Annotated in this window: 22 protein-coding genes; 12 read left to right on the forward strand and 10 right to left on the reverse strand. The window is 70.5% G+C overall.

Going from position 1 to position 22,589, the window contains the following annotated elements; genetic code table 11:
• Positions 1–8: 8 nt before the first annotated feature.
• Positions 9–266, reverse strand: coding sequence for a hypothetical protein (locus tag ACYF6T_RS07705; protein WP_461694561.1), 258 nt, complete (start codon positions 264–266; stop codon positions 9–11).
• A gap of 487 nt (positions 267–753) precedes the next feature.
• On the opposite strand from ACYF6T_RS07705, the gene ACYF6T_RS07710 reads away from it, so the two are divergent.
• The 4 genes from ACYF6T_RS07710 (at position 754) to ACYF6T_RS07725 (ending at position 2,697) form a co-directional block, all read left to right on the forward strand.
• The gene (locus tag ACYF6T_RS07710; RefSeq protein ID WP_461694563.1) at positions 754–915 is read left to right on the forward strand and encodes a hypothetical protein; all 162 of its coding nucleotides are present in this window, start codon (positions 754–756) and stop codon (positions 913–915) included.
• A gap of 125 nt (positions 916–1,040) precedes the next feature.
• Positions 1,041–1,391, forward strand: coding sequence for a hypothetical protein (locus ACYF6T_RS07715; protein ID WP_461694565.1), 351 nt, complete (start codon positions 1,041–1,043; stop codon positions 1,389–1,391).
• A 5-nt stretch (positions 1,392–1,396) separates the two neighbouring features.
• Positions 1,397–1,528 (forward strand): hypothetical protein, encoded by a 132-nt coding sequence (locus tag ACYF6T_RS07720; protein ID WP_461694567.1) that lies wholly within the window; start codon positions 1,397–1,399, stop codon positions 1,526–1,528.
• A 212-nt stretch (positions 1,529–1,740) separates the two neighbouring features.
• The gene (locus ACYF6T_RS07725; protein WP_461694569.1) at positions 1,741–2,697 is read left to right on the forward strand and encodes a hypothetical protein; all 957 of its coding nucleotides are present in this window, start codon (positions 1,741–1,743) and stop codon (positions 2,695–2,697) included.
• 56 nt (positions 2,698–2,753) lie between these two features.
• On the opposite strand, the gene ACYF6T_RS07730 is transcribed toward ACYF6T_RS07725, so the two are convergent.
• Positions 2,754–3,176, reverse strand: a complete 423-nt coding sequence (locus tag ACYF6T_RS07730; protein ID WP_461694571.1) for a Rieske (2Fe-2S) protein — start codon at positions 3,174–3,176, stop codon at positions 2,754–2,756.
• Between the two features lie 183 nt (positions 3,177–3,359).
• Here ACYF6T_RS07730 and ACYF6T_RS07735 point away from each other — a divergent pair, with 183 nt between their 5' ends.
• Together ACYF6T_RS07735 and ACYF6T_RS07740 are read left to right on the forward strand one after the other, a co-directional pair.
• Positions 3,360–4,424, forward strand: a complete 1,065-nt coding sequence (locus tag ACYF6T_RS07735) for a LacI family DNA-binding transcriptional regulator (RefSeq protein ID WP_461694573.1) — start codon at positions 3,360–3,362, stop codon at positions 4,422–4,424.
• The gene (locus ACYF6T_RS07740) at positions 4,421–5,338 is read left to right on the forward strand and encodes a carbohydrate kinase family protein (protein WP_461694574.1); all 918 of its coding nucleotides are present in this window, start codon (positions 4,421–4,423) and stop codon (positions 5,336–5,338) included. The genes ACYF6T_RS07735 and ACYF6T_RS07740 overlap by 4 nt, the downstream gene beginning before the upstream one ends.
• 162 nt (positions 5,339–5,500) lie before the next feature.
• Here the strand turns inward: ACYF6T_RS07740 and uvrA are convergent, their stop codons facing one another.
• Positions 5,501–8,545, reverse strand: a complete 3,045-nt coding sequence (gene uvrA, locus ACYF6T_RS07745) for an excinuclease ABC subunit UvrA (RefSeq protein WP_461694575.1) — start codon at positions 8,543–8,545, stop codon at positions 5,501–5,503.
• Between the two features lie 225 nt (positions 8,546–8,770).
• Between uvrA and ACYF6T_RS07750 the strand changes: the two genes are divergently transcribed.
• The 5 genes from ACYF6T_RS07750 (at position 8,771) to ACYF6T_RS07770 (ending at position 13,172) form a co-directional block, all read left to right on the forward strand.
• Positions 8,771–9,457, forward strand: coding sequence for a maleylpyruvate isomerase family mycothiol-dependent enzyme (locus ACYF6T_RS07750; RefSeq protein WP_461694577.1), 687 nt, complete (start codon positions 8,771–8,773; stop codon positions 9,455–9,457).
• Between the two features lie 76 nt (positions 9,458–9,533).
• Complete coding sequence (locus tag ACYF6T_RS07755; protein ID WP_461694579.1) at positions 9,534–10,190, forward strand: MBL fold metallo-hydrolase; 657 nt, start codon at positions 9,534–9,536, stop codon at positions 10,188–10,190.
• A gap of 437 nt (positions 10,191–10,627) precedes the next feature.
• The gene (locus ACYF6T_RS07760) at positions 10,628–11,512 is read left to right on the forward strand and encodes an ABC transporter substrate-binding protein (protein WP_461694581.1); all 885 of its coding nucleotides are present in this window, start codon (positions 10,628–10,630) and stop codon (positions 11,510–11,512) included.
• Complete coding sequence (locus ACYF6T_RS07765) at positions 11,509–12,423, forward strand: amino acid ABC transporter permease (RefSeq protein ID WP_461694583.1); 915 nt, start codon at positions 11,509–11,511, stop codon at positions 12,421–12,423. The genes ACYF6T_RS07760 and ACYF6T_RS07765 overlap by 4 nt, the downstream gene beginning before the upstream one ends.
• Positions 12,420–13,172, forward strand: coding sequence for an amino acid ABC transporter ATP-binding protein (locus ACYF6T_RS07770; RefSeq protein WP_461694585.1), 753 nt, complete (start codon positions 12,420–12,422; stop codon positions 13,170–13,172). Before ACYF6T_RS07765 ends, ACYF6T_RS07770 begins: the two co-directional genes overlap by 4 nt.
• Positions 13,173–13,197: 25 nt before the next feature.
• Here ACYF6T_RS07770 and aroQ read toward each other — a convergent pair whose 3' ends face one another.
• Positions 13,198–13,671 carry a type II 3-dehydroquinate dehydratase gene (gene aroQ / locus ACYF6T_RS07775; RefSeq protein ID WP_461694586.1) on the reverse strand — a complete coding sequence of 158 codons (474 nt, stop codon included), beginning with the start codon at positions 13,669–13,671 and terminating at the stop codon, positions 13,198–13,200.
• 86 nt (positions 13,672–13,757) lie between these two features.
• Between aroQ and ACYF6T_RS07780 the strand changes: the two genes are divergently transcribed.
• Positions 13,758–14,804 carry a S66 family peptidase gene (locus ACYF6T_RS07780; RefSeq protein ID WP_461694588.1) on the forward strand — a complete coding sequence of 349 codons (1,047 nt, stop codon included), beginning with the start codon at positions 13,758–13,760 and terminating at the stop codon, positions 14,802–14,804.
• A 15-nt stretch (positions 14,805–14,819) separates the two neighbouring features.
• On the opposite strand, the gene ACYF6T_RS07785 is transcribed toward ACYF6T_RS07780, so the two are convergent.
• The 6 genes from ACYF6T_RS07785 to uvrB all read right to left on the reverse strand — a co-directional run bounded on the left by ACYF6T_RS07785 (position 14,820) and on the right by uvrB (position 22,561).
• Positions 14,820–15,920, reverse strand: coding sequence for a calcium:cation antiporter (locus ACYF6T_RS07785; protein ID WP_461694590.1), 1,101 nt, complete (start codon positions 15,918–15,920; stop codon positions 14,820–14,822).
• A gap of 61 nt (positions 15,921–15,981) precedes the next feature.
• Positions 15,982–16,296 carry a hypothetical protein gene (locus ACYF6T_RS07790; RefSeq protein ID WP_461694592.1) on the reverse strand — a complete coding sequence of 105 codons (315 nt, stop codon included), beginning with the start codon at positions 16,294–16,296 and terminating at the stop codon, positions 15,982–15,984.
• 128 nt (positions 16,297–16,424) lie between these two features.
• Positions 16,425–17,426: a TerC/Alx family metal homeostasis membrane protein gene (locus tag ACYF6T_RS07795; protein ID WP_461694594.1), complete on the reverse strand. Its 1,002-nt coding sequence runs from the start codon at positions 17,424–17,426 to the stop codon at positions 16,425–16,427.
• Between the two features lie 232 nt (positions 17,427–17,658).
• The gene (locus ACYF6T_RS07800) at positions 17,659–19,635 is read right to left on the reverse strand and encodes a TerD family protein (protein ID WP_461694596.1); all 1,977 of its coding nucleotides are present in this window, start codon (positions 19,633–19,635) and stop codon (positions 17,659–17,661) included.
• Positions 19,636–19,691: 56 nt separating this feature from the next.
• Positions 19,692–20,270 carry a TerD family protein gene (locus ACYF6T_RS07805; protein WP_461694598.1) on the reverse strand — a complete coding sequence of 193 codons (579 nt, stop codon included), beginning with the start codon at positions 20,268–20,270 and terminating at the stop codon, positions 19,692–19,694.
• 161 nt (positions 20,271–20,431) lie between these two features.
• Positions 20,432–22,561: an excinuclease ABC subunit UvrB gene (uvrB, locus tag ACYF6T_RS07810; RefSeq protein ID WP_461694600.1), complete on the reverse strand. Its 2,130-nt coding sequence runs from the start codon at positions 22,559–22,561 to the stop codon at positions 20,432–20,434.
• Between the last annotated feature and the right edge of the window lie 28 nt (positions 22,562–22,589).

Here is a 22,589-nt window from a genome sequence, read left to right on the forward strand (position 1 = left end):
CTCACACCCTACTGGCGGGCGCTGACAGCGCGGCGCGCCTGTGGACAACGCCTGACGCGACTCCAGCAAGATCGCCACCGCCACGCCGGGACACGGCGGCGGTCGTCGGTGTCCTCGGCGAGGCCGGGCTTGGAGTGACCCTCGGCCCTCAGGACGAGGGCCTCGCGCTCGCGCTCGCGGGCGCTGAGGCGGGCGAGGGGGTCGTCGCGGCGCTGTGTCGGGAACGGCTCCTGCACCTGCACCAGCACCAGCACCAGCACCAGCACCAGGGGGGGGACGACGACCGATCCGCCCCGGTTGACCGGCTCCAGGTCCTCGGTGAGTGGTCCGGCGGCATCCTGATGTCGACGATGGCGAGGTCGGGGCGCTCGGCGGCGACCAGGTTCAGGAGCTGCGCCTGCCTCGCCCGTCTGGCCCGCCACCTCGTATCCGACGCGCGCTGGCACAGGCTGGCCCGTCCGCCCGGACCAGGACGTCGTCGGCGGCGGAGAACGACACCTCCCCGCGCGGACTGCTGCGATGCGGCGTCCATGGTGCCGGCTCCCTTGGCCGATGCGGTGCGCGCCCAACAGTCTTCCCACATCGTGCGGTTACGGCTGGCCGCGCACGGGGTTACGGCCAGTCGTAAGGGGAATTGGAGGCTTGCCGTGACGACATCGGCACGTCCGCACGCGATTCTCGTAGCAGTGCGGATGCAGATCGACCGGCCGGCTCGGGTGAGAGCCGGCGGTCATGGGTCGAAGGGCTGCGGGCATGCGACAGACGCGGATCGACAAACGACGGCTGCCGGCTCGTGCCCGCCGGGACGCGGACGACCCCAGTGCGCTCGGCGACGTCCTGGACCCCCGGGACCCGGACATAGTGCGCGCCAAGCGCCTGCAACTCGCGCAGCGGGACGGTGACGGCCGCCTCTAGAGTCGAACGGTTGCCTCTCGGGCGGTCGTATGCGCGACGTGCGCCCGTCGCCCGTCAGGCGCCGGGGGCCTGGTCCCCGGGCAGGTGGACGGTCATCGTGGTGCCCTCGTCGGCGGGGTGGTGACATGCAGTCTGCCGCCGATCACCTCTACCACCTCCACGGGTTCGGGCAGCCGCGTGGCGGGCAGTCGCAGGTCGAGCGCCACGGGGACGACGGAGCGGCGGGACAGGGGACACAGGGCGGTTCTGAGGCCGCCGTTGGAGAGGATGGCCGGAGGTGTTCGGCGAACTCGGCCTCCGAATGGGACCTCAGCGCATTCCGGTTACTGAGCAGGTTCCGGGTACCGGGCGCCGCCCGCTCGGCGGAACTGCGCCCGGACATCGTCCTGGAGGACCTCGACCTCGGCCTCGACGGCGACAACGGCTTCGACGTCGCAGTGGCCCTCCTCACAGCGTCTCCTCGGTCATCATCCTGATCTCCATGCATTCGTCGAAGGGCTCCCGGGAACTCGTCGCCTCCAGTCCCGCCCGCGGCTTCCCGCACAAGTCAGACCTGTCCGCGCGGGCGATCAGAGACGTCCTGGGCGGCGACGGGAGCACCGCGCCGGTCTGAGAGGGCCGATCGCGTCTCGGCCAGCGGCGCCTCGCGGTCGGTCGCCAGGTGTTGTCGGGAGTAGGTCAACACGCTTCAATGCGGGGGAACTCGGAGCGGTGAACGACGGCGTACGGATGTGAAGACGCCCCGACGCCGGCGCACCGGCCTCCGATGTCCGGCCCGAACCGGCCTGACCAGCCGTAGCGAGCACTCACAGAAAGGCCCCCTGCATGCCGCACGCCACACAGCACGCGGACGTCGCCACCGTCGCCACCGCGGAACTGGACTCGGCCCTGCGGGGCGGCCCCTTCCACATCGCGCTGCGCGCCGCCATCGCCGCCCGTGGGCTGCCGTTGCAGCGTGTGCAGCACCATCTGTCGCGGCACGGCGTCAAGGTCGGCGTCACCAGCCTGAGTTACTGGCAGCAGGGCGCCCGCCGCCCGCAGCGGCCCGAGTCCCTGCGGGCCGTCCGGGCGCTGGAGGAGATACTCCAGCTCCCGGAGGAGTCCCTGATCCGGCTGCTCGCCGAGGCCGAGGAGCCGACGTCCACCCGGCAGCCCGCGGGCCGTTCCTACCGCTCCCTCATGGAGGCCTCGGGCGTCCTGGACCGGCTGCTGAGCGAGCTGGGCCTGCCCGCGGACGGCGGCCTGCACACCCTGGGGCACCACGAGCGGGTCCGCATCGGGCCGCGCCGGGAACTGGCGGGGCGCGAGTCGCACCACATCGTGCGCGCCCACAAGGAGGGCGTCGACCGGTTCGTGGCCGTCCACCACGGGGACGTGGGGTGCGTACCCGAGGGCATGCGAGTGCTCGCCCTGGAGAACTGCCGCACGGGACGCGTCCGCACGGATCAGGAGACCGGGATGCTCGTGGTGGAGCTCCTCTTCGACACCCGGCTGCGGGCCGGGGACACCTTCCTCTTCCGGTACGCCGTCGAGGACGGCACCGCCGGAGTGTGCCGCGAGTACGTCCGCGGTTTCGGACCGGCCGGCGGGCAGTACGCCCTCCAGGTCGGCTTCGACGCGCAGGCGCTCCCGGTGCGCTGCCACCGCTTCGCCCAGCACTCGCCGGCGGCTCCGCGCAGCGGCCGCCAGGAACTGCTCCTCAGCGCCCGGCACCACTCGGTCCACCTCGTGGAGCCACGGGTGCGGACGGGACTGGTGGGGATCGGATGGGACTGGGAGTGACGTCGCCGGACGGCTGTCACTGACCGCGGCCCAGCCGCTACCCGAGTTTCCGGGGCTCAGGCTCCCGGACCGGCGACGATCTTGCCGTTCTCGGCCTTCACCGGCAGTGCGTTGAGCGGCTCGGTGGCCGGGTCGTGCAGCACCTTGCCGGTCGTGGCGTCGAACCGGCTGCCGTGGCACGGGCAGATCAGCGTCGTGCCCTCCAGCTTGTTGATGGGGCACAGCGCGTGCGTGCAGATCGTGCTGAACGCCTTCAGCGTGCCGTCCGCGCTCCGGCTGACGACGACGTTGTGATCCCGGTACAGCTTGGCGCCTCCCTTGGCGACCTCGCTCTCCGCGCCGAGCTCGACGGGCGCCGTCGGCGTGGCGGATGCCGTGCCGCCGCCTGAGGAGCAGGCGGTGAGGCCGAGGCCGGCCACGGGGGTGAGGGCTGCTCCTCGCAGGACGGTACGGCGGCTCGGGGAGGGACGGCCGGGCATGCGGGACTCCACTGGTCGGGTGCGGTGCACGGCGACGATACCGGCGCTGATCGTTCCCACCGACGGGCACCCCGGGTACGTAAACGCTTACGCAAGCGTTTACGCGGGGGCTGCGAATGAGATACGTTCCCGCCCGAAGCCACCGCTGCGGAGTGTCGTGCCGACGGGTCGAGGAGGGCAGCCATGCCGACGATGGCGGACGTCGCGCGGAGCGCGGGCGTGTCCGTGGCGACCGTCTCGCACGTCCTGAACGACACCCGACCGGTCCTCCCGCACACGCGCCAGGCGGTCCTGGACGCCATCGACCGCCTCGGCTACACCCCGAACACCCTCGCCCGGTCCCTGGTGACCTCGCGCACCCGGTCCATCGGGCTCGCGGTGTCGGCGATCAGCAACCCGTACTTCACGGAGATCCTCCAGGGCGTCGAGGCCGCCGCCCTGGAGCACGGCTACAGCCTCCTGATCGCCGATCCGCACGACGACCCGCAGCACGAGCGCAAGGTCGTCCAACTGCTCCACGAACGCCGGGTGGACGGCATGATCGTCGCCCCCTCGCCTCACCCGGCCGAGCTCCTCGCCTACCTCGGCCGCCACGACGTGCCGACCGTCTTCCTGGACCGGCTGGTCGACGCCCCGTCCGGCGACGCACCGCGCCACGACCAGGTCTGCGCCGAGAACCGCGCGCCGACGGCCCGGTTGGTCACCCATCTCGCGCAGCTCGGCCATCGCCGCATCGCCCTCGTCGCCGGTCTGCCCGGGCTCAGCACCACCCGGGAACGCATCGCCGGATACCGGCAGGGGCTGACCGCTGCCGGGCTCCCGCACGACGAGCGGCTCGTGGTGCACGGCGACTCCAAGTCGGCCGGCGCCGAGCGGGCCACCGTCGCCCTGCTGTCCCTGGCCGCTCCGCCGACCGCCCTGGTCACGGCCAACAACGCGATGACCATCGGCGCGCTGCGCGCCCTGCGCGCGCATGGTCTGACCGTGCCCGACGACATCGCCCTGTGCTGCTTCGACGACTTCGCGTGGGCCGACCTGTTCTCGCCCCGGCTCACCGCGATCGCCCAGCCCAGCAAGGAGATCGGCGCGGAGGCGGTCCGGGTGCTGCTGGAACGCCTCGCCGACCCGCAGCGTCCGCCACAGACCGTGCGGCTGCCCTGCGCCTTCGTGCACCGCACCTCGTGCGGCTGTCCGGAACGGCGTCACGGCTCCGAACCCACGCACCCCGAGAAAGGACCCGTCTCGTGATCGTCGTCGCCGGTGAGGCCCTGATCGACCTGGTACCGCAGGGCACGGGTGCCCTCGCGAGCCTGAAGCCGGCGCTCGGCGGCGGCCCGTACAACACGGCCGTGGCCCTCGGCCGCCTCGGCTCCCCCACCGCCTTCTGCTCCCGCACCTCGCTCGACGCCTTCGGCGAGGCCCTGCTCGACGGCCTGCGGCAGGCGGGCGTGGACGTCTCCGCCGTGCAGCGGGGAACCGAGCCCACCACGCTCGCGGTCGCCACGATCGACGCAGGTGGTTCGGCCGCCTACTCCTTCTACGTGGAGGGCACGGCCGACCGGCTGTTCACCGCTCCCCCGGCTCTTCCCGCCGGGACCCGGGCCGTGTCCTTCGGCACCTGCTCACTCGTCCTGGAGCCCGGGGCGAGCGCCTACGAGGAGATGATGCGGACGGCGGCCGAGCAGGGCGTCTTCACCGCGCTGGACCCCAACATCCGGGCGGGACTGATCCCGGACGCCGACGCCTACCGCGCGCGCTTCAAGAGCTGGCTGCCGTCGGTGTCGCTGCTGAAGCTCTCCGAGGAGGACGCGCGGTGGCTGGGCGGCACCCCGCGCGAGTGGCTGGCCGCGGGACCTTCGGCCGTCGTGATCACCCAGGGCGGTGACGGACTGAGCGTCTTCACGGGGGACGGCGCGGTGCACTCCGTACCGGGTGAGGACGTCGACGTCGTGGACACGATCGGCGCCGGCGACACCGTGAACGCGGCGTTGCTGCACGGGCTGGCCGCCCGGGATGCCCTGTCCGCCGAGGCGCTCCTGGGACTGGGCACCGACGGCTGGACGGGGCTGTTGCGGTTCGCGGCGCGGGCAGCCGCGATCACCTGCTCCCGGGCGGGTGCGGAACCGCCGTACGCCTCCGAGCTCGGGCTTGGGGACATGTAGGGGCGTTCGGCTCTTCCTCGCCGTTTCCACTGTTGAGGAGTCAAGGTGCGTCGCCGCCGCGTGGATCGGGCGGCTTGATCGGACAACGAGCGGCGCCCCGCAGGAGGTTCCCGCGGGGCGCCGCACTTTTCCGGATTTGTCGAGGCTTGTTGCCCTTGGGCCTCAGCCCTTGCGTGTCCGCGTCGCCTTCTTCGCGGAAGTCGCCTTCGTGGCAGTGGTCTTCGTGGCAGTGGTCTTCGTGGCAGTGGTCTTCGTGGCCGCCACCTTCTTCGTCGCCGCCGTCTTCCTCGCCGGCGACTTGGCCGCGACCGTCTTCTTCGCGGCCGTCTTGCGCGGGGCCTTCACGGAGCTGGCGTCGCTGATCCGCTCGGCGCCGAGGATCTCGCGCAGGAACTTGCCGGTGTGGCTGGCCGGAACCCCGGCCACCTCCTCCGGCGTGCCCTCGGCGACGACGAGTCCGCCGCCGGCGCCGCCCTCCGGACCCATGTCGACGATCCAGTCGGCGGTCTTGATGACGTCGAGGTTGTGCTCGATGACGATGACCGTGTTGCCCTTGTCGACCAGGCCGGACAGCACCTTCAGCAGCTTGCTGATGTCCTCGAAGTGCAGACCGGTGGTCGGCTCGTCCAGGACGTAGACCGTGCGTCCGGTGGAGCGCTTCTGCAGCTCGCTGGCGAGCTTGACGCGCTGCGCCTCACCGCCGGACAGGGTGGTCGCGGACTGGCCGAGGCGGACGTAGCCGAGACCGACGTCGTTCAGCGTCTTGAGGTGGCGGTTGATCGCCGGGACCGCCTCGAAGAAGTTCATGGCCTCTTCGATGGGCATGTTCAGGACTTCGGCGATGGACTTGCCCTTGTAGTGGACCTCCAGGGTCTCCCGGTTGTACCGGGCGCCATGGCAGACCTCGCACGGGACGTAGACGTCCGGGAGGAAGTTCATCTCGATCTTGATCGTGCCGTCGCCCGCGCAGTTCTCGCAGCGGCCGCCCTTGACGTTGAAGGAGAAGCGGCCGGGCTGGTAGCCGCGGACCTTCGCCTCGGTCGTCTCGGCGAACAGCTTGCGGATGTGGTCGAAGACACCGGTGTACGTCGCCGGGTTGGACCGCGGGGTGCGGCCGATGGGCGACTGGTCGACGTGCACGACCTTGTCGACGAGGTCGTCACCCTCCACGCGCGTGTGCCGCCCGGGGACGTTGCGCGCGCCGTTGAGCTCGCGGGCCAGGTGCGTGTACAGGATGTCGTTGACCAGCGTGGACTTGCCGGAGCCCGACACGCCCGTGACGGCGGTGAAGACACCCAGCGGGAAGGACACGTCGATGTCCTGGAGGTTGTTCTCCCGGGCGCCGTGCACCGTGAGCCGGCGGGACGGGTCCTGCGGGCGGCGGATGTCGGGCAACGGGATGGACTTCTTGCCGGACAGGTACTGGCCGGTCTGCGACTCGGCGTTGGCGAGCAGTTCCTTCAGGGAGCCGCTGTGCACGACCTTGCCGCCGTGTTCGCCCGCGCCGGGGCCGATGTCCACGACCCAGTCGGCGACCTTGATGGTGTCCTCGTCGTGCTCGACGACGATGAGCGTGTTGCCCATGTCGCGCAGCCGGACCAGGGTCTCGATCAGCCGGTGGTTGTCGCGCTGGTGCAGGCCGATGGACGGCTCGTCCAGGACGTACAGGACGCCGACGAGACCAGAGCCGATCTGGGTGGCCAGGCGGATGCGCTGGGCCTCGCCGCCGGAGAGCGTGCCGGCCGCGCGGTTGAGGGAGAGGTAGTCCAGGCCGACGTCGACCAGGAACCGCAGCCGCTCGTTGACCTCCTTGAGCACGCGCTCGGCGATCTTCTTGTCGCGGGCGCTGAGCTTCAGTTCGCCCAGGAAGTCCGCGCAGTCGCTGATGGACATCGCCGACACCTCGGCGATCGACTTGCCCATGATCGTGACCGCGAGGACGATCGGCTTCAGGCGGGTGCCCTCGCAGGTGGGGCAGGGCACCTCGCGCATGTAGCCCTCGAAGCGCTCCCGGCTGGAGTCGCTCTCGGCCTCGCTGTGCCGCCGTTTGACGAACGGCACGGCGCCCTCGAAGGGCGTCGTGTACACGCGCTCGCGGCCGTAGCGGTTGCGGTAGCGGACCTCGATCTGCGTCTTGTGGCCGTAGAGCAGGGCCTTCTTGGCGCGCTGCGGCAGGCCCGCGAAGGGAATGTCCGTGCGGAAGCCCAGCGCGTCCGCGAGGGCGCCGACGAGGCGGCCGAAGTAGTCCTTGGTGTGTCCGTGCGACCAGGGGTGGATGGCGCCTTCGTCGAGGGACTTGTCCTCGTCCGGGACGATCAGCTCCGGGTCGACCTCCATGCGCGTGCCGATGCCGGTGCACTCGGGGCAGGCGCCGAAGGGCGAGTTGAAGGAGAAGGAACGGGGCTCCAGCTCCTCGAAGGACAGGTCGTCGTACGGGCAGTACAGGTGCTCCGAGTACATGCGCTCGCGCTCGGGGTCGTCCTCGGGGAGGTCGACGAAGTCGAGCACGACCATGCCGCCGGACAGGCCGAGCGCGGTCTCGACGGAGTCGGTGAGGCGGCGCTTGGCGGAGTCCTTGACCGTGAGGCGGTCGACGACCACCTCGATGGTGTGCTTCTCCTGCTTCTTCAGTGTCGGCGGGTTGGACAGCTGGACGGTCTCGCCGTCCACCCGCGCGCGGGAGTAGCCCTTGGTCTGGAGGTCGGCGAAGAGATCGACGAACTCTCCCTTGCGCTCGCGCACCAGCGGCGAGAGGACCTGGAAGCGGCTCCCCTCCGGCAGCTCCAGGACCTTGTCCACGATGGCCTGCGGCGACTGGCGCGAGATCGGGCGGCCGCACTGGGGGCAGTGCGGCTTGCCGATGCGCGCGAAGAGCAGACGCAGGTAGTCGTAGACCTCGGTGATGGTGCCGACCGTCGAGCGCGGGTTGCGCGAGGTCGACTTCTGGTCGATGGAGACGGCCGGGGACAGGCCCTCGATGAAGTCGACGTCCGGCTTGTCCATCTGGCCGAGGAACTGGCGGGCGTACGAGGAGAGCGACTCCACGTAGCGCCGCTGGCCCTCGGCGAAGATGGTGTCGAAGGCCAGGGAGGACTTGCCCGACCCGGACAGGCCCGTGAAGACGATGAGCGAGTCACGAGGCAGGTCGAGCGAGACGTTCTTCAGGTTGTGCTCGCGCGCGCCACGGACGATGAGACGGTCGGCCACGCCGGTCCGCACCTTTCTTGAGAGAAGTGACAGGGGCGGGGCCCCCGTGTCTTCTCACACTAGGGGGAGCCACTGACAACGCCGGGTCGGATTCCCGGAGTGCATAACAATCCCCGGCCATCCAGCATGCCCGACGCCACACCCGACCCTATAGCACGTGCATTCGATTTTCGTCATCGCTTCACCACCTTCACCCAAAGGTGTGGCGGGGCTAGGGTCAGCACCATGATTGATCACGGTCATGACCTGGCGTGTGTACGAGACGCGACGGACCGGCTGCTCAGCGCAGCCGCCAAGCTGGACAACGCTTCGGTGGCCGAGCCGTCACGGCTGCCGGGCTGGAGCCGCGGCCACGTCCTCGCCCACCTCGCCCGCAACGCGGACGCGCTCGTGAACGTCCTCCAGGGCCGCCCCATGTACGCCTCCGGCGACGCCCGGGACGCCGACATCGAGCGGGACGCCCCGCGCGCCCTGGACGTCCAGCTCGCCGACCTGCGCGAGGCCGCGGCCCGCTTCCAGGATGCGGCAGCGGCGCCCGCGGACTGGTCGCGCACGGTGGAGCTGCGCAACGGGGTCACCGACTCGGCGTCCCGGGTACCGTTCCGGCGGTGGATCGAGGTCGAGCTGCACCATGTCGACCTCGGGATCGGCTACGAGCTGGAGAACCTGCCAGCGGAGTTCGTGGAGCGGGAGATCGACTTCCTCGCCCGGCGCTTCACGGGCCGCTCCGACGTGCCGTCCACGCGACTGACCGACGGCACGCACGCGTGGCGCACGGGACGGGAGGCGGATGTGCCCGACATCACGGTCAGCGGCCCCGCTCCCGACCTGCTGGGCTGGCTGTGCGGCCGCCGGGCCGGCTCCGGTCTCACGGTGGCCGGCGGCCCGCTTCCGACGCTCCCGCCGCTGTAGGGCGCCCCCGGAACCGCTGTTCCGCCGTGGGGCGCGGGCGGTCCGGGGCCGCCGCCCGAGCTATAGGCTGACCGCCATGACGTACAGCGGACAGGTGACGGTCGGCGGCCCGGCGGACGTGCACGAGCTCAAGGACCTGATGATCACCAAGATCGCGGTCGGCCCCATGGACAACAACGCCTATCTGCTGCGCTGCCGGGCCACCGACGAGCAGTTGCTGATCGACGCGGCCAACGACGCGGACACCCTCCTGGGCATGATCGGTGACGACGGCATCGCCTCCGTCGTCACCACCCACCAGCACCCCGACCACTGGCAGGCGCTCGCGCAGGTCGTGGCGGCCACGGGCGCCCGCACGTACGCGGGCCGCGACGACGCCGACGGCATCCCCGTGCCGACGGACGTGCTCGTCGACGACGGCGACGTGATCCGCGTCGGGCGCGTGGAACTCACCGCGCGCCACCTCGTCGGCCACACCCCGGGCTCCATCGCCCTCGTCTACGACGACCCGCACGGGCATCCCCATGTGTTCACCGGGGACTGCCTGTTCCCCGGCGGCGTGGGCAACACCCGCAAGGACCCGCAGGCGTTCGCCAGTCTGATCCACGACGTCGAGACGAAGATCTTCGACGTGCTCCCGGACGAGACCTGGGTCTACCCGGGGCACGGCAACGACACCACGCTCGGCACCGAGCGCCCGCAGCTGCCGGAGTGGCACGCGCGCGGGTGGTGACGGCCTCCGCACGGCACACAGGGGCGGTCGGGCCGGGACCCGCCGCCCCTGTACGCGTCGGCCCGTTTCGCCGCTTCTGAAGACGGGCCCGCGACCCATGGGAGTCATGCCCTACAGCGCACCGGGCCGCCGGTGCGTCACACCCCTCGCGCAGGGCCCGTGTGAACCGTTCGGTCCCGTGTGAAGCATTCACACGAGCCGGAGTCATGCGTGCGCTCCCCGCGCGCGTGGTTGCGCGGTCAACTGGGAGCAGCCCCGCACAGGATGACGGCTCCTGCGCGGTACGGGCCGCCGGTCTTCCGAATCCCCGCCCTCGGCCGGCGGCCCCGGCGTGCGCCGGGAGCAGTGTTCACAGGAATGCAACACGGCTTCCCAGTATGCGGACAGTTCCCGTCGTGACCTCGACAAACGGGACGGTGTGCGGTCGAATTCCCGCCATGCATCTCGCCCCTCGCGTACTGCGCCGCGCCGTAGCCGCCGCAACGATCGCCCTGCTCGCCACCGCCGTCGGCTGTGCTCCGCAGCCGGAGGAGAAGGCGGCCGACACGCCGTCCGGGTCGACCGGGAGCACCTGCGCCAAGGGCCAGTTGGCCACCAAGACCTCCGGCAAGCTGACGATCGCCACCGACGAGCCGGCGTACGAGCCCTGGTTCGAGGACGACAAGCCCGCCAACGGCAAGGGGTTCGAGTCGGCGGTCGCCTACGCCGTGGCGAAGCAGCTCGGCTACGACAAGAACGCCGTCGTCTGGCAGAGCGTGCCCTTCAACAAGGCCTTCGCGCCCGGCGTGAAGACCTTCGACTTCGACATCAACCAGGTGTCGATCAGTGCCGAGCGCAAGAAGGCCGTGGACTTCTCCGCCGGCTACTACGACGTGCGTCAGGCCGTCATCGCGCTGAAGGGCACCAAGGCCGCCAAGGCGACCGGCATCGCCGACCTGAAGGGGCTCAAGCTGGGCGCCCAGGTCGGCACGACGAGCCTGAACTACATCAGCGACGTGGTGAAGCCCTCTCAGGAGGCCGCCGCGTACTCCAAGAACGACCAGGCCATCTCGGCGCTGAAGAACGGTCAGGTGGACGCGATCGTCACCGACCTGCCGACCGCCTTCTACGTCACCTCGGCACAGGTGACCAACGCCGAGATCGTGGGCCAGTTCGAGAACCAGGGCGGCACGCCGGAGCAGTTCGGGCTCGTCCTGGACAAGGGCAGCGCCCTCACCTCCTGTGTGTCGTCGGCCGTGGACGCCCTGCGCAAGGACGGCACGCTGGCGAAGCTGGAGCAGCAGTGGCTGTCCGACGCCGTCGACGCTCCGGTGCTCAAGTGACGGTCACCAAGGACGTCTCCGGGGAGGAGTCCGGGGAGGACTCCGGCAACGGCGGCGTGCGCGACGGGTACGTCCCGTCCGAACGGCGGCTGGAGCGCGAGCGGTACAAGCGCGCGCGTGCCCGTCGCGCGACGGCGATCGCCGCGCTGTCGACCCTGGTCACCGCCGCCGTTCTGTACGTGGTCGTGGTCAGCGCGCCGGGCTGGCAGCGCACCAAGGAGACGTTCTTCGACGCGCACTACGCGCGCGAGGCGCTCCCGAAGGTCCTCGAAGGACTGTGGCTCAACGTCCGGCTGCTGCTGATCTGCGGTGTGCTCGTCCTGGTCCTGGGCATGCTGATCGCCATCGCGCGCACCCTGCCCGGGCCCGTGTTCTTCCCGCTGCGGGTGCTGGCGGCCACGTACACGGACTTCTTCCGCGGTCTGCCGCTGATCATCAACCTGATGATCGTGGTCTTCGGCGTGCCGGCGCTGCGTCTTCAGGGCGTGACCGTCGACCCCGTGCTGCTCGGCGGTACGGCGCTGACCCTGACGTACTCCGCGTACGTCGCCGAGGTGTTCCGCGCCGGCATCGAGTCCGTGCACCCCTCGCAGCGCGCCGCGGCCCGCTCGCTCGGCCTGACCAACCGGCAGGCGCTGCGCCACGTGGTGCTCCCGCAGGCCGTACGACGCCAGGTGCCGCCCCTGCTGAACGACCTCGTGTCCCTCCAGAAGGACACCGGCCTGGTGTCGATCGGCGGCGCCATCGACGCGGTCCGTGCGGCCGACATCATCGCCCAGCGCAGTCTCAACTACACGCCGTACATCGTCGCGGGCCTGGTCTTCGTGGCGCTGACCATCCCGATGACCCGGTTCACGGACTGGGTGACGGCCAGGATGGACCGGCAGCGGGCCCAGGGAGGAGCGATATGAGCGACGCGCCCGTGCTGCGCATGGAGTCCGTGCGCAAGACCTTCGGCGGCTCGGTGGTCCTGCGGGACGTCGACCTGGAGGTCGCCCCGCACACGGTGACCGCGCTGATCGGCGCCTCGGGGTCCGGCAAGTCGACGCTGCTGCGGTGCGCCAACCTCCTGGAGGAGATCGACGACGGCGCGATCTGGCTGGACGGCGAGGAGATCACCGACCCGCGCGTCGACCAGGACGCGGTACGCCGCCGTATCGGCGTCGTCTTCCAGGCGTACAACCTCTTTCCGCACATGACCGTGCTGGAGAACATCACGCTCGCCCCGCGCCGGGTGCACGGCGTGGCCCGGGAGGAGGCCGAGCAGCGGGCCAGGGAGCTGCTGGAGCGGCTCGGGCTGGGCGGCAAGGCGGACGCGTACCCGGACCGGCTCAGCGGCGGTCAGCAGCAGCGTGTGGCGATCGTGCGCGCCCTCGCCGTACGTCCCCGGCTGCTGCTGCTCGACGAGATCACCGCCGCGCTCGATCCGGAACTCGTCGGGGAGGTCCTCACGGTCGTGCGCGACCTGAAGGAGGACGGCATGACCATGGTGCTGGCGACGCACGAGATGGGGTTCGCCCGCGATGTCGCCGACCAGGTTTGCTTTCTGGACGGAGGCGTCGTCCTGGAGCGCGGCAGCGCCGAGCAGGTCTTCGGCGATCCGCAGCAGGAACGCACACGGCGCTTCCTGCGGCGGATCGTGGAGGCGGGCCGACTGTAAGGGGCGTCGTCCCGGCCGTCGGGACTTACACCTCGGTCTGGGCCGGCCCCGCCAGTGCGGCCACCCGCTCCACGCCGAACACGTAGCCCTGCACCCCGCACCCGGCGATGACCCCGTCCGCGCGCAGCGAGACGTACGAGTGGTGCCGGAAGGACTCGCGCTGGTGGATGTTGGAGATGTGGACCTCCAGCACCGGCATGCCGTCACAGGTGTTGAGTGCGTCCAGAATCGCGACCGACGTGTGCGAGTAGGCGCCCGGGTTGATGACGATCCCGCAGTGGTTCAGCCGTGCCTCGTGGATCCAGTCCACCAGCTCGCCCTCGTGGTTGGACTGCCGGAAGTCCACCGTGCCGCCGTGCGCGGCCGCGGCCTTGGCGCACAGGGCCTCGATGTCGGCCAGGGTGTCCTTGCCGTAGATCTCCGGCTGCCGCTGCCCGAGGAGGTTCAGGTTGGGGCCGTTGAGGATCATGATCGGGGCGTTGGCCAGGGTGCGGGGCACGGTTCCTCCGGTCCGGTGAAAGGCGGGCTGCTCGCACCCGGTTTATCACGGTGCGCGGCGCGCCGGACGGCCCGTACCCTCCCGCCATGACGACGATCTCGTACCCGCCCAAGCCCGCGCCCGGTGATCGCATAGCCGTCATCTCCCCGTCGGCCGGCCTCCCCGGTCTGTTCCCGCGCCCCTTCGAACTGGGCCTGGAGCGCCTGCGCAAGGACTACGGACTCGAACCGGTCGAGTATCCGACGACCCGCACGATGGGCGCCACGCCCCGGGAACGCGCCGCCGACATCCACGCCGCCTTCGCCGACCCGGAGGTGAAGGCGGTGATCGCGTCCATCGGCGGCGAGGACCAGATCACCGTGCTGCCCCTGCTGGACCGGGAGTTGATCCGGGCGAACCCGAAGCCGTTCTTCGGGATGAGCGACAACACCAATCTCCTCATGTACCTGCGCAACGCCGGGATGGTGAGCTACCACGGCGCGACCGTGATGTGCGAGCTGGGCCGCCCCGGAGCCATGCACCCGCAGACCGCGGACTCGCTCCGGGCGGCGCTGTTCACGTCGGGCGCGTACGAGTTGCGGCCCGCCGAGGGCTGGAACGACGTCAACCGCGACTGGGCCGACCCGGCCACCTTCGACGCGGAGCCGGAGACCCGGCCGGCCGCCGACTGGACCTGGGTGAACCCCGACCGGGTCGTGGAGGGCCGCAGTTGGGGCGGCTGTCTGGAGATCGTCGGCTGGATGCTGATGGCGGACCGGGAGATCGCGCACGATCTGGCCGAGTACGACGAGGGGGTGCTGATCCTGGAGACCTCGGAGGAGATGCCGAGCGCCGCGGAGGTCTTCCGGACGCTGCGGAACATGGGCGAGCGCGGGCTGCTCCGGCGTTTCTCCGCGCTGCTGATGGGCCGTGCCAAGACGTGGTCCTTCGAGCGCCCCAACAGCTCCGAGGAGGCCGCCCGTTACGCCGCCGACCAGCGCGAGGCGGTCCTGCGGGCGATGCGCGTGTACGCCCCCGACACCCTGATCGTCTTCGATGTCGACTTCGGGCACACCGATCCGCAACTGGTGATCCCGTACGGCGGTGTCGTCCGCGTCGACGGTCCGGGCCGGCGCATCACCGTCACGTACTGACGCGCTCCCCTGCCGTCAGGGGTTGATCGCGAGCTCCAGATACGCCGCGAACAGCACCAGGTGGACGCCTCCCTGCAGCGGGGTCGCCCGGCCCGGCACCACCGTCAGCGAGCTCACCACCACCGTCAGGGCGAGCAGCACCATGTGCGTGGAGCCGAGGCCGAGGACGAGCGGCCCGGACAGCCAGACGGAGGCCAGGGCGACTGCGGGGATGGTCAGGCCGATGCTGGCCATCGCCGAGCCGAGCGCGAGGTTCAGGCTGGTCTGCACGCGGTCGCGGCGGGCGGAGCGCAGGGCGGCGATGGTCTCGGGCAGCAGCACCAGCAGCGCGATGATCACGCCGACGACGGCGTGGTGCAGGCCGGCCGCCTCCACTCCCGACTCGATGGTGGGCGAGACGCCCTTGGCGAGTCCGACCACGCCGACCAGGGCCAGGCCCAGGAGACCGAGGCTGGTCAGAGCGGTGCGGGCGGAGGGCAGCTCGGCGTGGTCGGAGGCGGTGATCACCTCGCCCTCCCGGGAGATGGGGAGGAAGTAGTCACGGTGCCGCACGGTCTGGGTGGCGACGAACAGGCCGTACAGGACCAGCGAGGACAGTGCGGCGAAGGTGAGCTGGACACCGGAGAACTCCGGTCCCGGCTTGCTCGTCGTGAAGGTGGGCAGGACCAGGCTGAGGGTGGCCAGGGTCGCGACGGTGGCCAGGGCGGCGCCGGTGCCCTCGGGGTTGAAGACCGCGGTGCCGTGACGCAGGGAGGCGGTCAGCAGGCAGAGGCCGACGATGCCGTTGCAGGCGATCATCACGGCGGCGAAGACCGTGTCCCGCGCCAGCGTCGAACTCTTGCCGCCGCCGTCCGCCATGAGGGTGACGATCAGCGCGACCTCGATGACCGTCACGGCGACGGCGAGGACCAGCGAGCCGAAGGGTTCGCCGACCCGGTGGGCGACCACCTCCGCGTGGTGCACGGCGGCCAGCACCGAGCCCGCGAGGACGAGCGTCACGACCACGACGACCGTGCCGGGCAGGTCCCGCCCCCAGGTGAAGGCCAGCAGGGCGACCGCCAGTCCCGGCACGAGGAACGTCCACTGCGTGGTGAGCGACCTGAGCCCGGCGATCATGCGGTGATCGTCCCAGAGGGGCGCGGGCCCCGCACCCCGGCGGTGCGGGGCCCGCAGCAGGTCACTTGAACTGGGTGATGTCCACGACGTCGCAGTCCGTGAAGGACGGCGCCCTGGTGCACAGCGCGGCCATCCGCTCCGCGAACTTGGTGGTCTCGGGGTGGTTGCTGTTCTGCATGGCCTCCTCGTACGAGTTGAACTCGATCACGACGAGATAGCGGTCGGGGTTGGCGCGGTCGCGCAGGACGAGCCGGTGCGTCGGACCGCCCTCGCGGTCGCCGAGTGTCGCCTCCATCTCCTGCGACAGCTCCCGCATCTCCTCCATCCGGTCGGTCTCGAAGTCGACGATCTGCACGAACTTCAGCGGTGCCTCCACGGATGCCTCCACCCGGTCGTTGCTCCCCCGGGGCGGGAGCGCTCAGCACCCAACGAAGCACCGGGAGCGGGGGTCGGCAATTCATCCTGAGGTGCTCCCGGTGCTGGTTGTTCCTACGTCGGTCGTGGTCAGGCCTGGATGCTGTCCTTCGGAGCGCCTTCGCTCTCCGGCTGCGCCGTCTCGGCCGCCGCCTGCTTCCTGGAGGCCCGGAGGCTGGTGATCGTGGTGACGATCAGGACCGAGCAGATGACGCCGAGGGAGACCGGGATGGAGATCTCCGGGACGTGCACCCCGGACTCGTGCAGCGCGTGCAGGACCAGCTTGACGCCGATGAAGCCGAGGATGATCGACAGGCCGTAGCTGAGGTGGACCAGCTTCCTGAGCAGGCCGCCGATCAGGAAGTACAGCTGCCTCAGACCCATCAGCGCGAAGGCGTTGGCGGTGAACACGATGTACGGGTCCTGCGTGAGGCCGAAGATCGCCGGGATCGAGTCGAGCGCGAACAGGACGTCCGTGGTGCCGATCGCGAGCATCACGACCAGCATCGGGGTCATGACCCGCTTGCCGTTCTGCCGGATCCACAGCCTGGTGCCGTGGTAGCGGTCGGCGACACCGAACTTGCGCTCGGCGGCCTTGAGCAGCTTGTTCTCCTCGAACTCCTCGTCCTCCTCGTCGGCCCGGGCCTCCTGGATGAGCTTCCAGGCGGTCCAGATCAGGAAGGCGCCGAAGAGGTAGAACACCCACGAGAAGCTGGCGATGATGGCGGCTCCCGCGGCGATGAAGACCGCGCGGAGCACCAGGGCTATGAGGACACCGACCAGCAGCACCCGCTGCTGGTACTGCGAGGGCACGGCGAACTTCGCCATGATCAGAACGAAGACGAAGAGGTTGTCCACGCTCAGCGACTTCTCGGTGATGAAGCCCGCGAAGAACTCGCCGGCGGGTTGTCCGCCGCCGAAGACGAGCAGGCCGAGGCCGAAGAGTCCGGCGAGGGCGATCCACACGACCGTCCAGATCCCGGCTTCCTTGATCGAGACGTCGTGCGGTTTGCGGCCGATGAAGAAGTCGACCGCGATGAGGGCGGCAAGGCCCACGATGGTCAGGACCCACAGGGTCACGGAAACATCCACTGCGCCTCCGGCAGTACGTAACGGCAAATGTCAGCGTCGTCGCTACCGGAGGTCTCTTCCACCCGGGAGGCAGGCACCCGGGCCGACGCCCCGGGATCTGGCCTGATCCGTATTGACGGGTACGCCGCAGCAGGTAGGGAGTACTCCCCTCCGTGCGAAAAGAGTACCCCAACCACCAAGAAAAGGTAAAGCGATTGGCAAAAGAAAGGTCAAAGTAGCAGCTCAGGGCGCTTTACGCATACTTGGTGCGAGCCGTCGCGACCTGGGTGAGCACCTGCTGGACAACCTCGCTGCCCGGCGGCACGAGCGGCGGCTCGTACGTCCAGGCATGGCCCACCCACGGGTCGGCGAGGTGGTCGTCGGGCACCGGCGTGAGTCGCAGCAGCGAACGCCACAGCGGGTCGAGCAACGGCCCGTAGGCGGAGGCGTCCTCGCGGTCCGCGACCATCATCAGATGGACGCCGACGGCCGGCCCCTCGTCGGCGAGGTAGCGCAGCTGGTTCACGGCACGGTCGTCGAAGCCGTGCGGGAAGTCGTTGACGACGAGCAGTTGCTGGGCCAGGTCGAAGCCGGGCGGCAGGGAGTCGGCCGCACCGCCGCGTACCGCCATCTGCACCAGGTCGACGCGCTGTGTCAGCCGCGCGAGCACCTCCGCGACCCCTGCGGCGCCCCGGGCCGGCGGGGCCGCGAGCACCCCCGTCCGCACCAGCGGCGCCAGCGGCTGCGCGGCGGCGCCGGCCGGGTCGATGACGTGCACACTGAACTCGCCCGCCGGGTGGATGGCGAGCAGCCGGGCCGCGAGCGCCACCGCCGTCTCCATCGCGAGGCGCCGCATCTCGTGGTCGTCGGCGAACGACTCGTCGAGCAGACCGGTACGCCCGCTGTCGATCCACAGCCCGCGTTCGAGCGGCAGGCGGACCAGCATCGGGATGCGCAGCGGGTCGCTCTCGGGCAGGTAGAGGTCGCCCACGCGCACGGCCATGGGCATCTCCATCGGCACCCGGTAGCCGTGCCAGACGGGGTTGTCCCAGCGCGCGTACGCCGGCGGCAGTGCCGGTTCGACGACGTCGGACTCGGCGGTGAGCTGGGCCAGGTCCCGGTCGAAGGCCTGGCGGGCCTGGTCGACGAGGTGGGTGTGGCGGGCGCGGGCCGCCTCGCGCGCGGCGTCGCCCTGTCCGCCGATCCTGCTGCGCGGGTCGGACAGGACCTGGTCGAGCTCCTTCTCCATGCGCGAGTCGGCGAAGTCGACGGCGCTGCGGTACGCGGCCGTGGTGCGGGCCAGGTCCTCGAACATGCCCCAGACCTGGTTGTAGAGCCGCTCGTCCATGGACCAGCCGGTCGCGTCGCCCGCGACGGGCTGCGCGGGCTGTCCGGGCTGCGCCGGGGGTGCGGTCGGCGGGGGCGGCGGAGGTGCCGCGGTCTGCCTGCCCGGGTGGGTGTAGTCGATCGGTCCGCCGGTCATCGGGGCGGACGGCTGGGGGCCGGCGGCGGGGCCGGGGGAGCCGGCCGGATACCCGGGCTCGGGGTTCTGCGGCGGGTACGGCGGTACGGGACCGGGGACGGAGCCGCCCTGGTCGGGGCCGTGCGCCGCAGCGGGCGTCTGGCGGCTGCGGTCGCCGTCCGTCGCCTGCGGCTGCGGAGCCGGCACCGAGCGGGCCAGACCCTGGGCCACCGCCTCGTGGATGCCCGCCGCGAGCCGCTGCGCCTCGGGCAGGCCCTGGTCGGTGAGGAGTTCGCCGAGGCCGCCGGCGTAGCCCTGGCCGACGGCGCGCACCTTCCAGGCGCCCTGCCGGCGGTACAGCTCCAGGGCGACGACGGCCGACTCGGCGTCCAGACCGGTGATGGTGTAGCTGGCCACCTCGGTGCCGTCGAGGCCGGTGACCGCGACGAAGGGGGCGGCGACGGCACCGAACCGGGTCGGACCGGCGACCCCCACGGGCAGGGCGAGCAGCACGTTGACGCGGTGCACGGCCTCCGGCATGGCGTCCAGATCCACCGCGAGGCGGTGATCGGCCGCCGCCTGCCGGGAGACCTCCAGGCCGGGCAGGGTGGGCGCGCCCGGATGGGCCGTCCACTCCAGTCCGCGGACCTTGCCGCTTTCGTCGCTGAGGGTGGCCGCCGCCACGATGGGCTTGCCGGCCGAGACCCGGATCTCCAGACGGGCCTGGGAGAGCGGGTGGTTCTGCCCCCGCACCAGCTCGGCCGCCATCGCCTGTCCCCCTGTGTCGCTGGTGTGTCGTGTCGTGTACCGCTCGCCGTCCGTGCCTACAGGTGCGGCAGGATCGCCGGCATCAAGTCCTGGAACGTCCGGCCGTTGGCCGGGGTGCCGAGGGCCGTCATCGTCCAGCCGGGGCCGGCACGGTGCACCTTCGCCATGATCTGGGCCGTGTAGGCGCCGCCGCCGGCGAGCGTGTAGCGGGCGAGCTCCTGGCCGTTCGTCTCGTCGACCAGACGGCAGAAGGCGTTCTGCACCTCTTGGAAGGTCTGGCCCGTGAAGGAGTTCACGGTGAAGACGATCTGGTCGATGTGGACCGGGACGCGCTGCAGGTCGACGAGGATCGCCTCGTCGTCGCCGCCCTGGCCGACACCGCCGACGAGGTTGTCGCCGGTGTGGCGTACCGAGCCGTCGTCGCTCACCAGGTGGCGGAAGAAGACGACGTCGACCGGCTGCTTGTCCGCGAAGAGGACGGCGGAGGCGTCCAGGTCGATCTCCCGCGTACGCGAGCCGAACAGGCCGCGCCGGGGAGCCGCCTGCCAGCCGAGACCCATGCGCACCGCGGTCAGGCTGCCTCCGTCGTTCTTCTGCAGACTGATGGCCTGACCCTTGGTCATGTTGACGGTCACGCGCTGATTCCCCTCTCGAACTGTCCCCTGTTGCCGCAAAGTCCGCGGTTGACCAGAACCCTACGCAGGGCCGCCGACCATGCCGTAGCCCGGCTCCTACTTTGTGTCGGTCTTGCAACACAGCGCGCATACGCCGAGGTCGGGCGGCGGCCCGCGGGCGGTCAGGCCAGGCCGGCCTCCTTCATCTGGCGCAGTTCCTTCTTCATCTCGGAGACCTCGTCACGCAGCCGGGCCGCGATCTCGAACTGCAGGTCCGCGGCGGCGGCACGCATGCGTGCCGTCAACTCCTCGATCTGCTCGGCGAGATCGGCCGCCGGGCGGTCGGTGGGCACGGTCTCCCCGGCCTTGCCCCTGGCGCCCTTGGCCGCCTTGCCGCCCAGCGCGGGCACGGGGGCCTTGGCGCCCTTGCCGTCCTTGGACTTGCGGTAGCCCGAGCCGAGCAGCTGCTCGGTGTCGACGTCCTCGCGGGCGATCTGCGCGACGATGTCGTTGATCTTCTTGCGGAGCGGCTGGGGGTCGATGCCCCGCTCCTTGTTGTACGCGATCTGCTTCTCCCGGCGCCGGTTGGTCTCCTCGATGGCCCGCTCCATGGCCGGGGTGATCTTGTCGGCGTACATGTGGACCTGACCGGAGACGTTGCGCGCGGCGCGGCCGATGGTCTGGATGAGGGAGGTGCCCGAGCGCAGGAAGCCCTCCTTGTCGGCGTCGAGGATGGCCACCAGGGACACCTCGGGCAGGTCGAGGCCCTCCCGCAGCAGGTTGATGCCGACCAGGACGTCGAACTCGCCGGAGCGCAGCTCGCGCAGCAGCTCGACACGGCGCAGGGTGTCGACGTCGCTGTGCAGGTAGCGGACCTGGATGCCGAGCTCCAGGAAGTAGTCCGTGAGGTCCTCGGCCATCTTCTTGGTGAGCGTGGTGACCAGGACGCGCTCGTCCTTCTCGGTGCGCTTGCGGATCTCGTGGACCAGGTCGTCGATCTGGCCCTCGGTGGGCTTGACGACGACCTCCGGGTCGACGAGGCCGGTGGGGCGGATGATCTGCTCGACCACGCCGTCCGCGCGCGAGAGCTCGTACTTGCCGGGGGTGGCCGACAGGTAGACGGTCTGGCCGATGCGCTCCTGGAACTCCTCCCACTTCAGGGGGCGGTTGTCGAGGGCCGAGGGCAGGCGGAAGCCGTGGTCGACAAGGGTGCGCTTGCGGGAGGCGTCGCCCTCGTACATGGCGCCGATCTGCGGGACGGTGTTGTGCGACTCGTCGATGACCAGCAGGAAGTCGTCCGGGAAGTAGTCCAGCAGGGTGTTGGGCGGGGAGCCGGGCGAACGGCCGTCGAAGTGCATCGAGTAGTTCTCCACGCCGGAGCAGGAGCCGATCTGGCGGAGCATCTCGATGTCGTACGTCGTGCGCATGCGCAGGCGCTGGGCCTCCAGGAGCTTGCCCTGCTTCTCCAGCTCGGCCAGGCGCTCGCCGAGCTCCTTCTCGATGTCGTTGATGGCCCGCTCCATGCGCTCGGGCCCGGCGACGTAGTGGGAGGCCGGGAAGACGTACAGCTGCTGGTCGTCGCTGATGATCTCGCCGGTGATCGGGTGGAGGGTGGAGAGGGCCTCGATCTCGTCGCCGAACATCTCGATGCGGACGGCGAGCTCCTCGTAGACCGGGAAGATCTCGATGGTGTCGCCGCGGACGCGGAAGGTGCCGCGGGTGAACGCCATGTCGTTGCGCGTGTACTGGATGTCCACGAAGCGGCGCAGCAGGTCGTCCCGGTCGATCTCGTCACCGACCCTGAGCGGGACCATGCGGTCCACGTACTCCTGCGGTGTGCCCAGGCCGTAGATGCAGGAGACCGAGGCGACCACGACGACGTCGCGGCGGGTGAGCAGCGAGTTGGTCGCGGAGTGGCGCAGGCGCTCGACCTCCTCGTTGATCGAGGAGTCCTTCTCGATGTAGGTGTCCGACTGCGGGACGTAGGCCTCGGGCTGGTAGTAGTCGTAGTACGAGACGAAGTACTCGACCGCGTTGTTCGGCAGGAGCTCGCGGAACTCGTTCGCCAGCTGGGCGGCCAGGGTCTTGTTCGGCGCCATCACCAGCGTGGGGCGCTGGAGCTTCTCGATCATCCACGCTGTGGTGGCGGACTTGCCGGTGCCGGTCGCGCCGAGCAGCACGACGTCCTTCTCGCCTGCCTCGATGCGCCGGGCGAGCTCAGCGATGGCCTGCGGCTGGTCGCCGCTGGGCTGGTAGGGGCTGACGACCTCGAAGGGCGCCACCGTGCGTTCGATGTGAGATACGGGCCGCATGTCATCCACCGTACGACCCGCCACTGAC

It is taken from the genome of Streptomyces sp. 7R007 (genome assembly GCF_054850255.1).

Coding starts and splice junctions, on each gene's coding strand:
- ACYF6T_RS07770 (WP_461694585.1), top strand. CDS start 12,420: ATGAGCGACGCGCCCGTGCTGCGCATGGAGTCCGTGCGCAAGACCTTC.
- ACYF6T_RS07710 (WP_461694563.1), top strand. CDS start 754: ATGCGACAGACGCGGATCGACAAACGACGGCTGCCGGCTCGTGCCCGC.
- ACYF6T_RS07760 (WP_461694581.1), top strand. CDS start 10,628: ATGCATCTCGCCCCTCGCGTACTGCGCCGCGCCGTAGCCGCCGCAACG.
- ACYF6T_RS07720 (WP_461694567.1), top strand. CDS start 1,397: ATGCATTCGTCGAAGGGCTCCCGGGAACTCGTCGCCTCCAGTCCCGCC.
- ACYF6T_RS07755 (WP_461694579.1), top strand. CDS start 9,534: ATGACGTACAGCGGACAGGTGACGGTCGGCGGCCCGGCGGACGTGCAC.
- ACYF6T_RS07725 (WP_461694569.1), top strand. CDS start 1,741: ATGCCGCACGCCACACAGCACGCGGACGTCGCCACCGTCGCCACCGCG.
- ACYF6T_RS07750 (WP_461694577.1), top strand. CDS start 8,771: ATGATTGATCACGGTCATGACCTGGCGTGTGTACGAGACGCGACGGAC.
- ACYF6T_RS07800 (WP_461694596.1), bottom strand. CDS start 19,635: ATGGCGGCCGAGCTGGTGCGGGGGCAGAACCACCCGCTCTCCCAGGCC.
- uvrB (WP_461694600.1), bottom strand. CDS start 22,561: ATGCGGCCCGTATCTCACATCGAACGCACGGTGGCGCCCTTCGAGGTC.
- ACYF6T_RS07730 (WP_461694571.1), bottom strand. CDS start 3,176: ATGCCCGGCCGTCCCTCCCCGAGCCGCCGTACCGTCCTGCGAGGAGCA.
- ACYF6T_RS07785 (WP_461694590.1), bottom strand. CDS start 15,920: ATGATCGCCGGGCTCAGGTCGCTCACCACGCAGTGGACGTTCCTCGTG.
- ACYF6T_RS07715 (WP_461694565.1), top strand. CDS start 1,041: ATGCAGTCTGCCGCCGATCACCTCTACCACCTCCACGGGTTCGGGCAG.
- ACYF6T_RS07735 (WP_461694573.1), top strand. CDS start 3,360: ATGCCGACGATGGCGGACGTCGCGCGGAGCGCGGGCGTGTCCGTGGCG.
- ACYF6T_RS07780 (WP_461694588.1), top strand. CDS start 13,758: ATGACGACGATCTCGTACCCGCCCAAGCCCGCGCCCGGTGATCGCATA.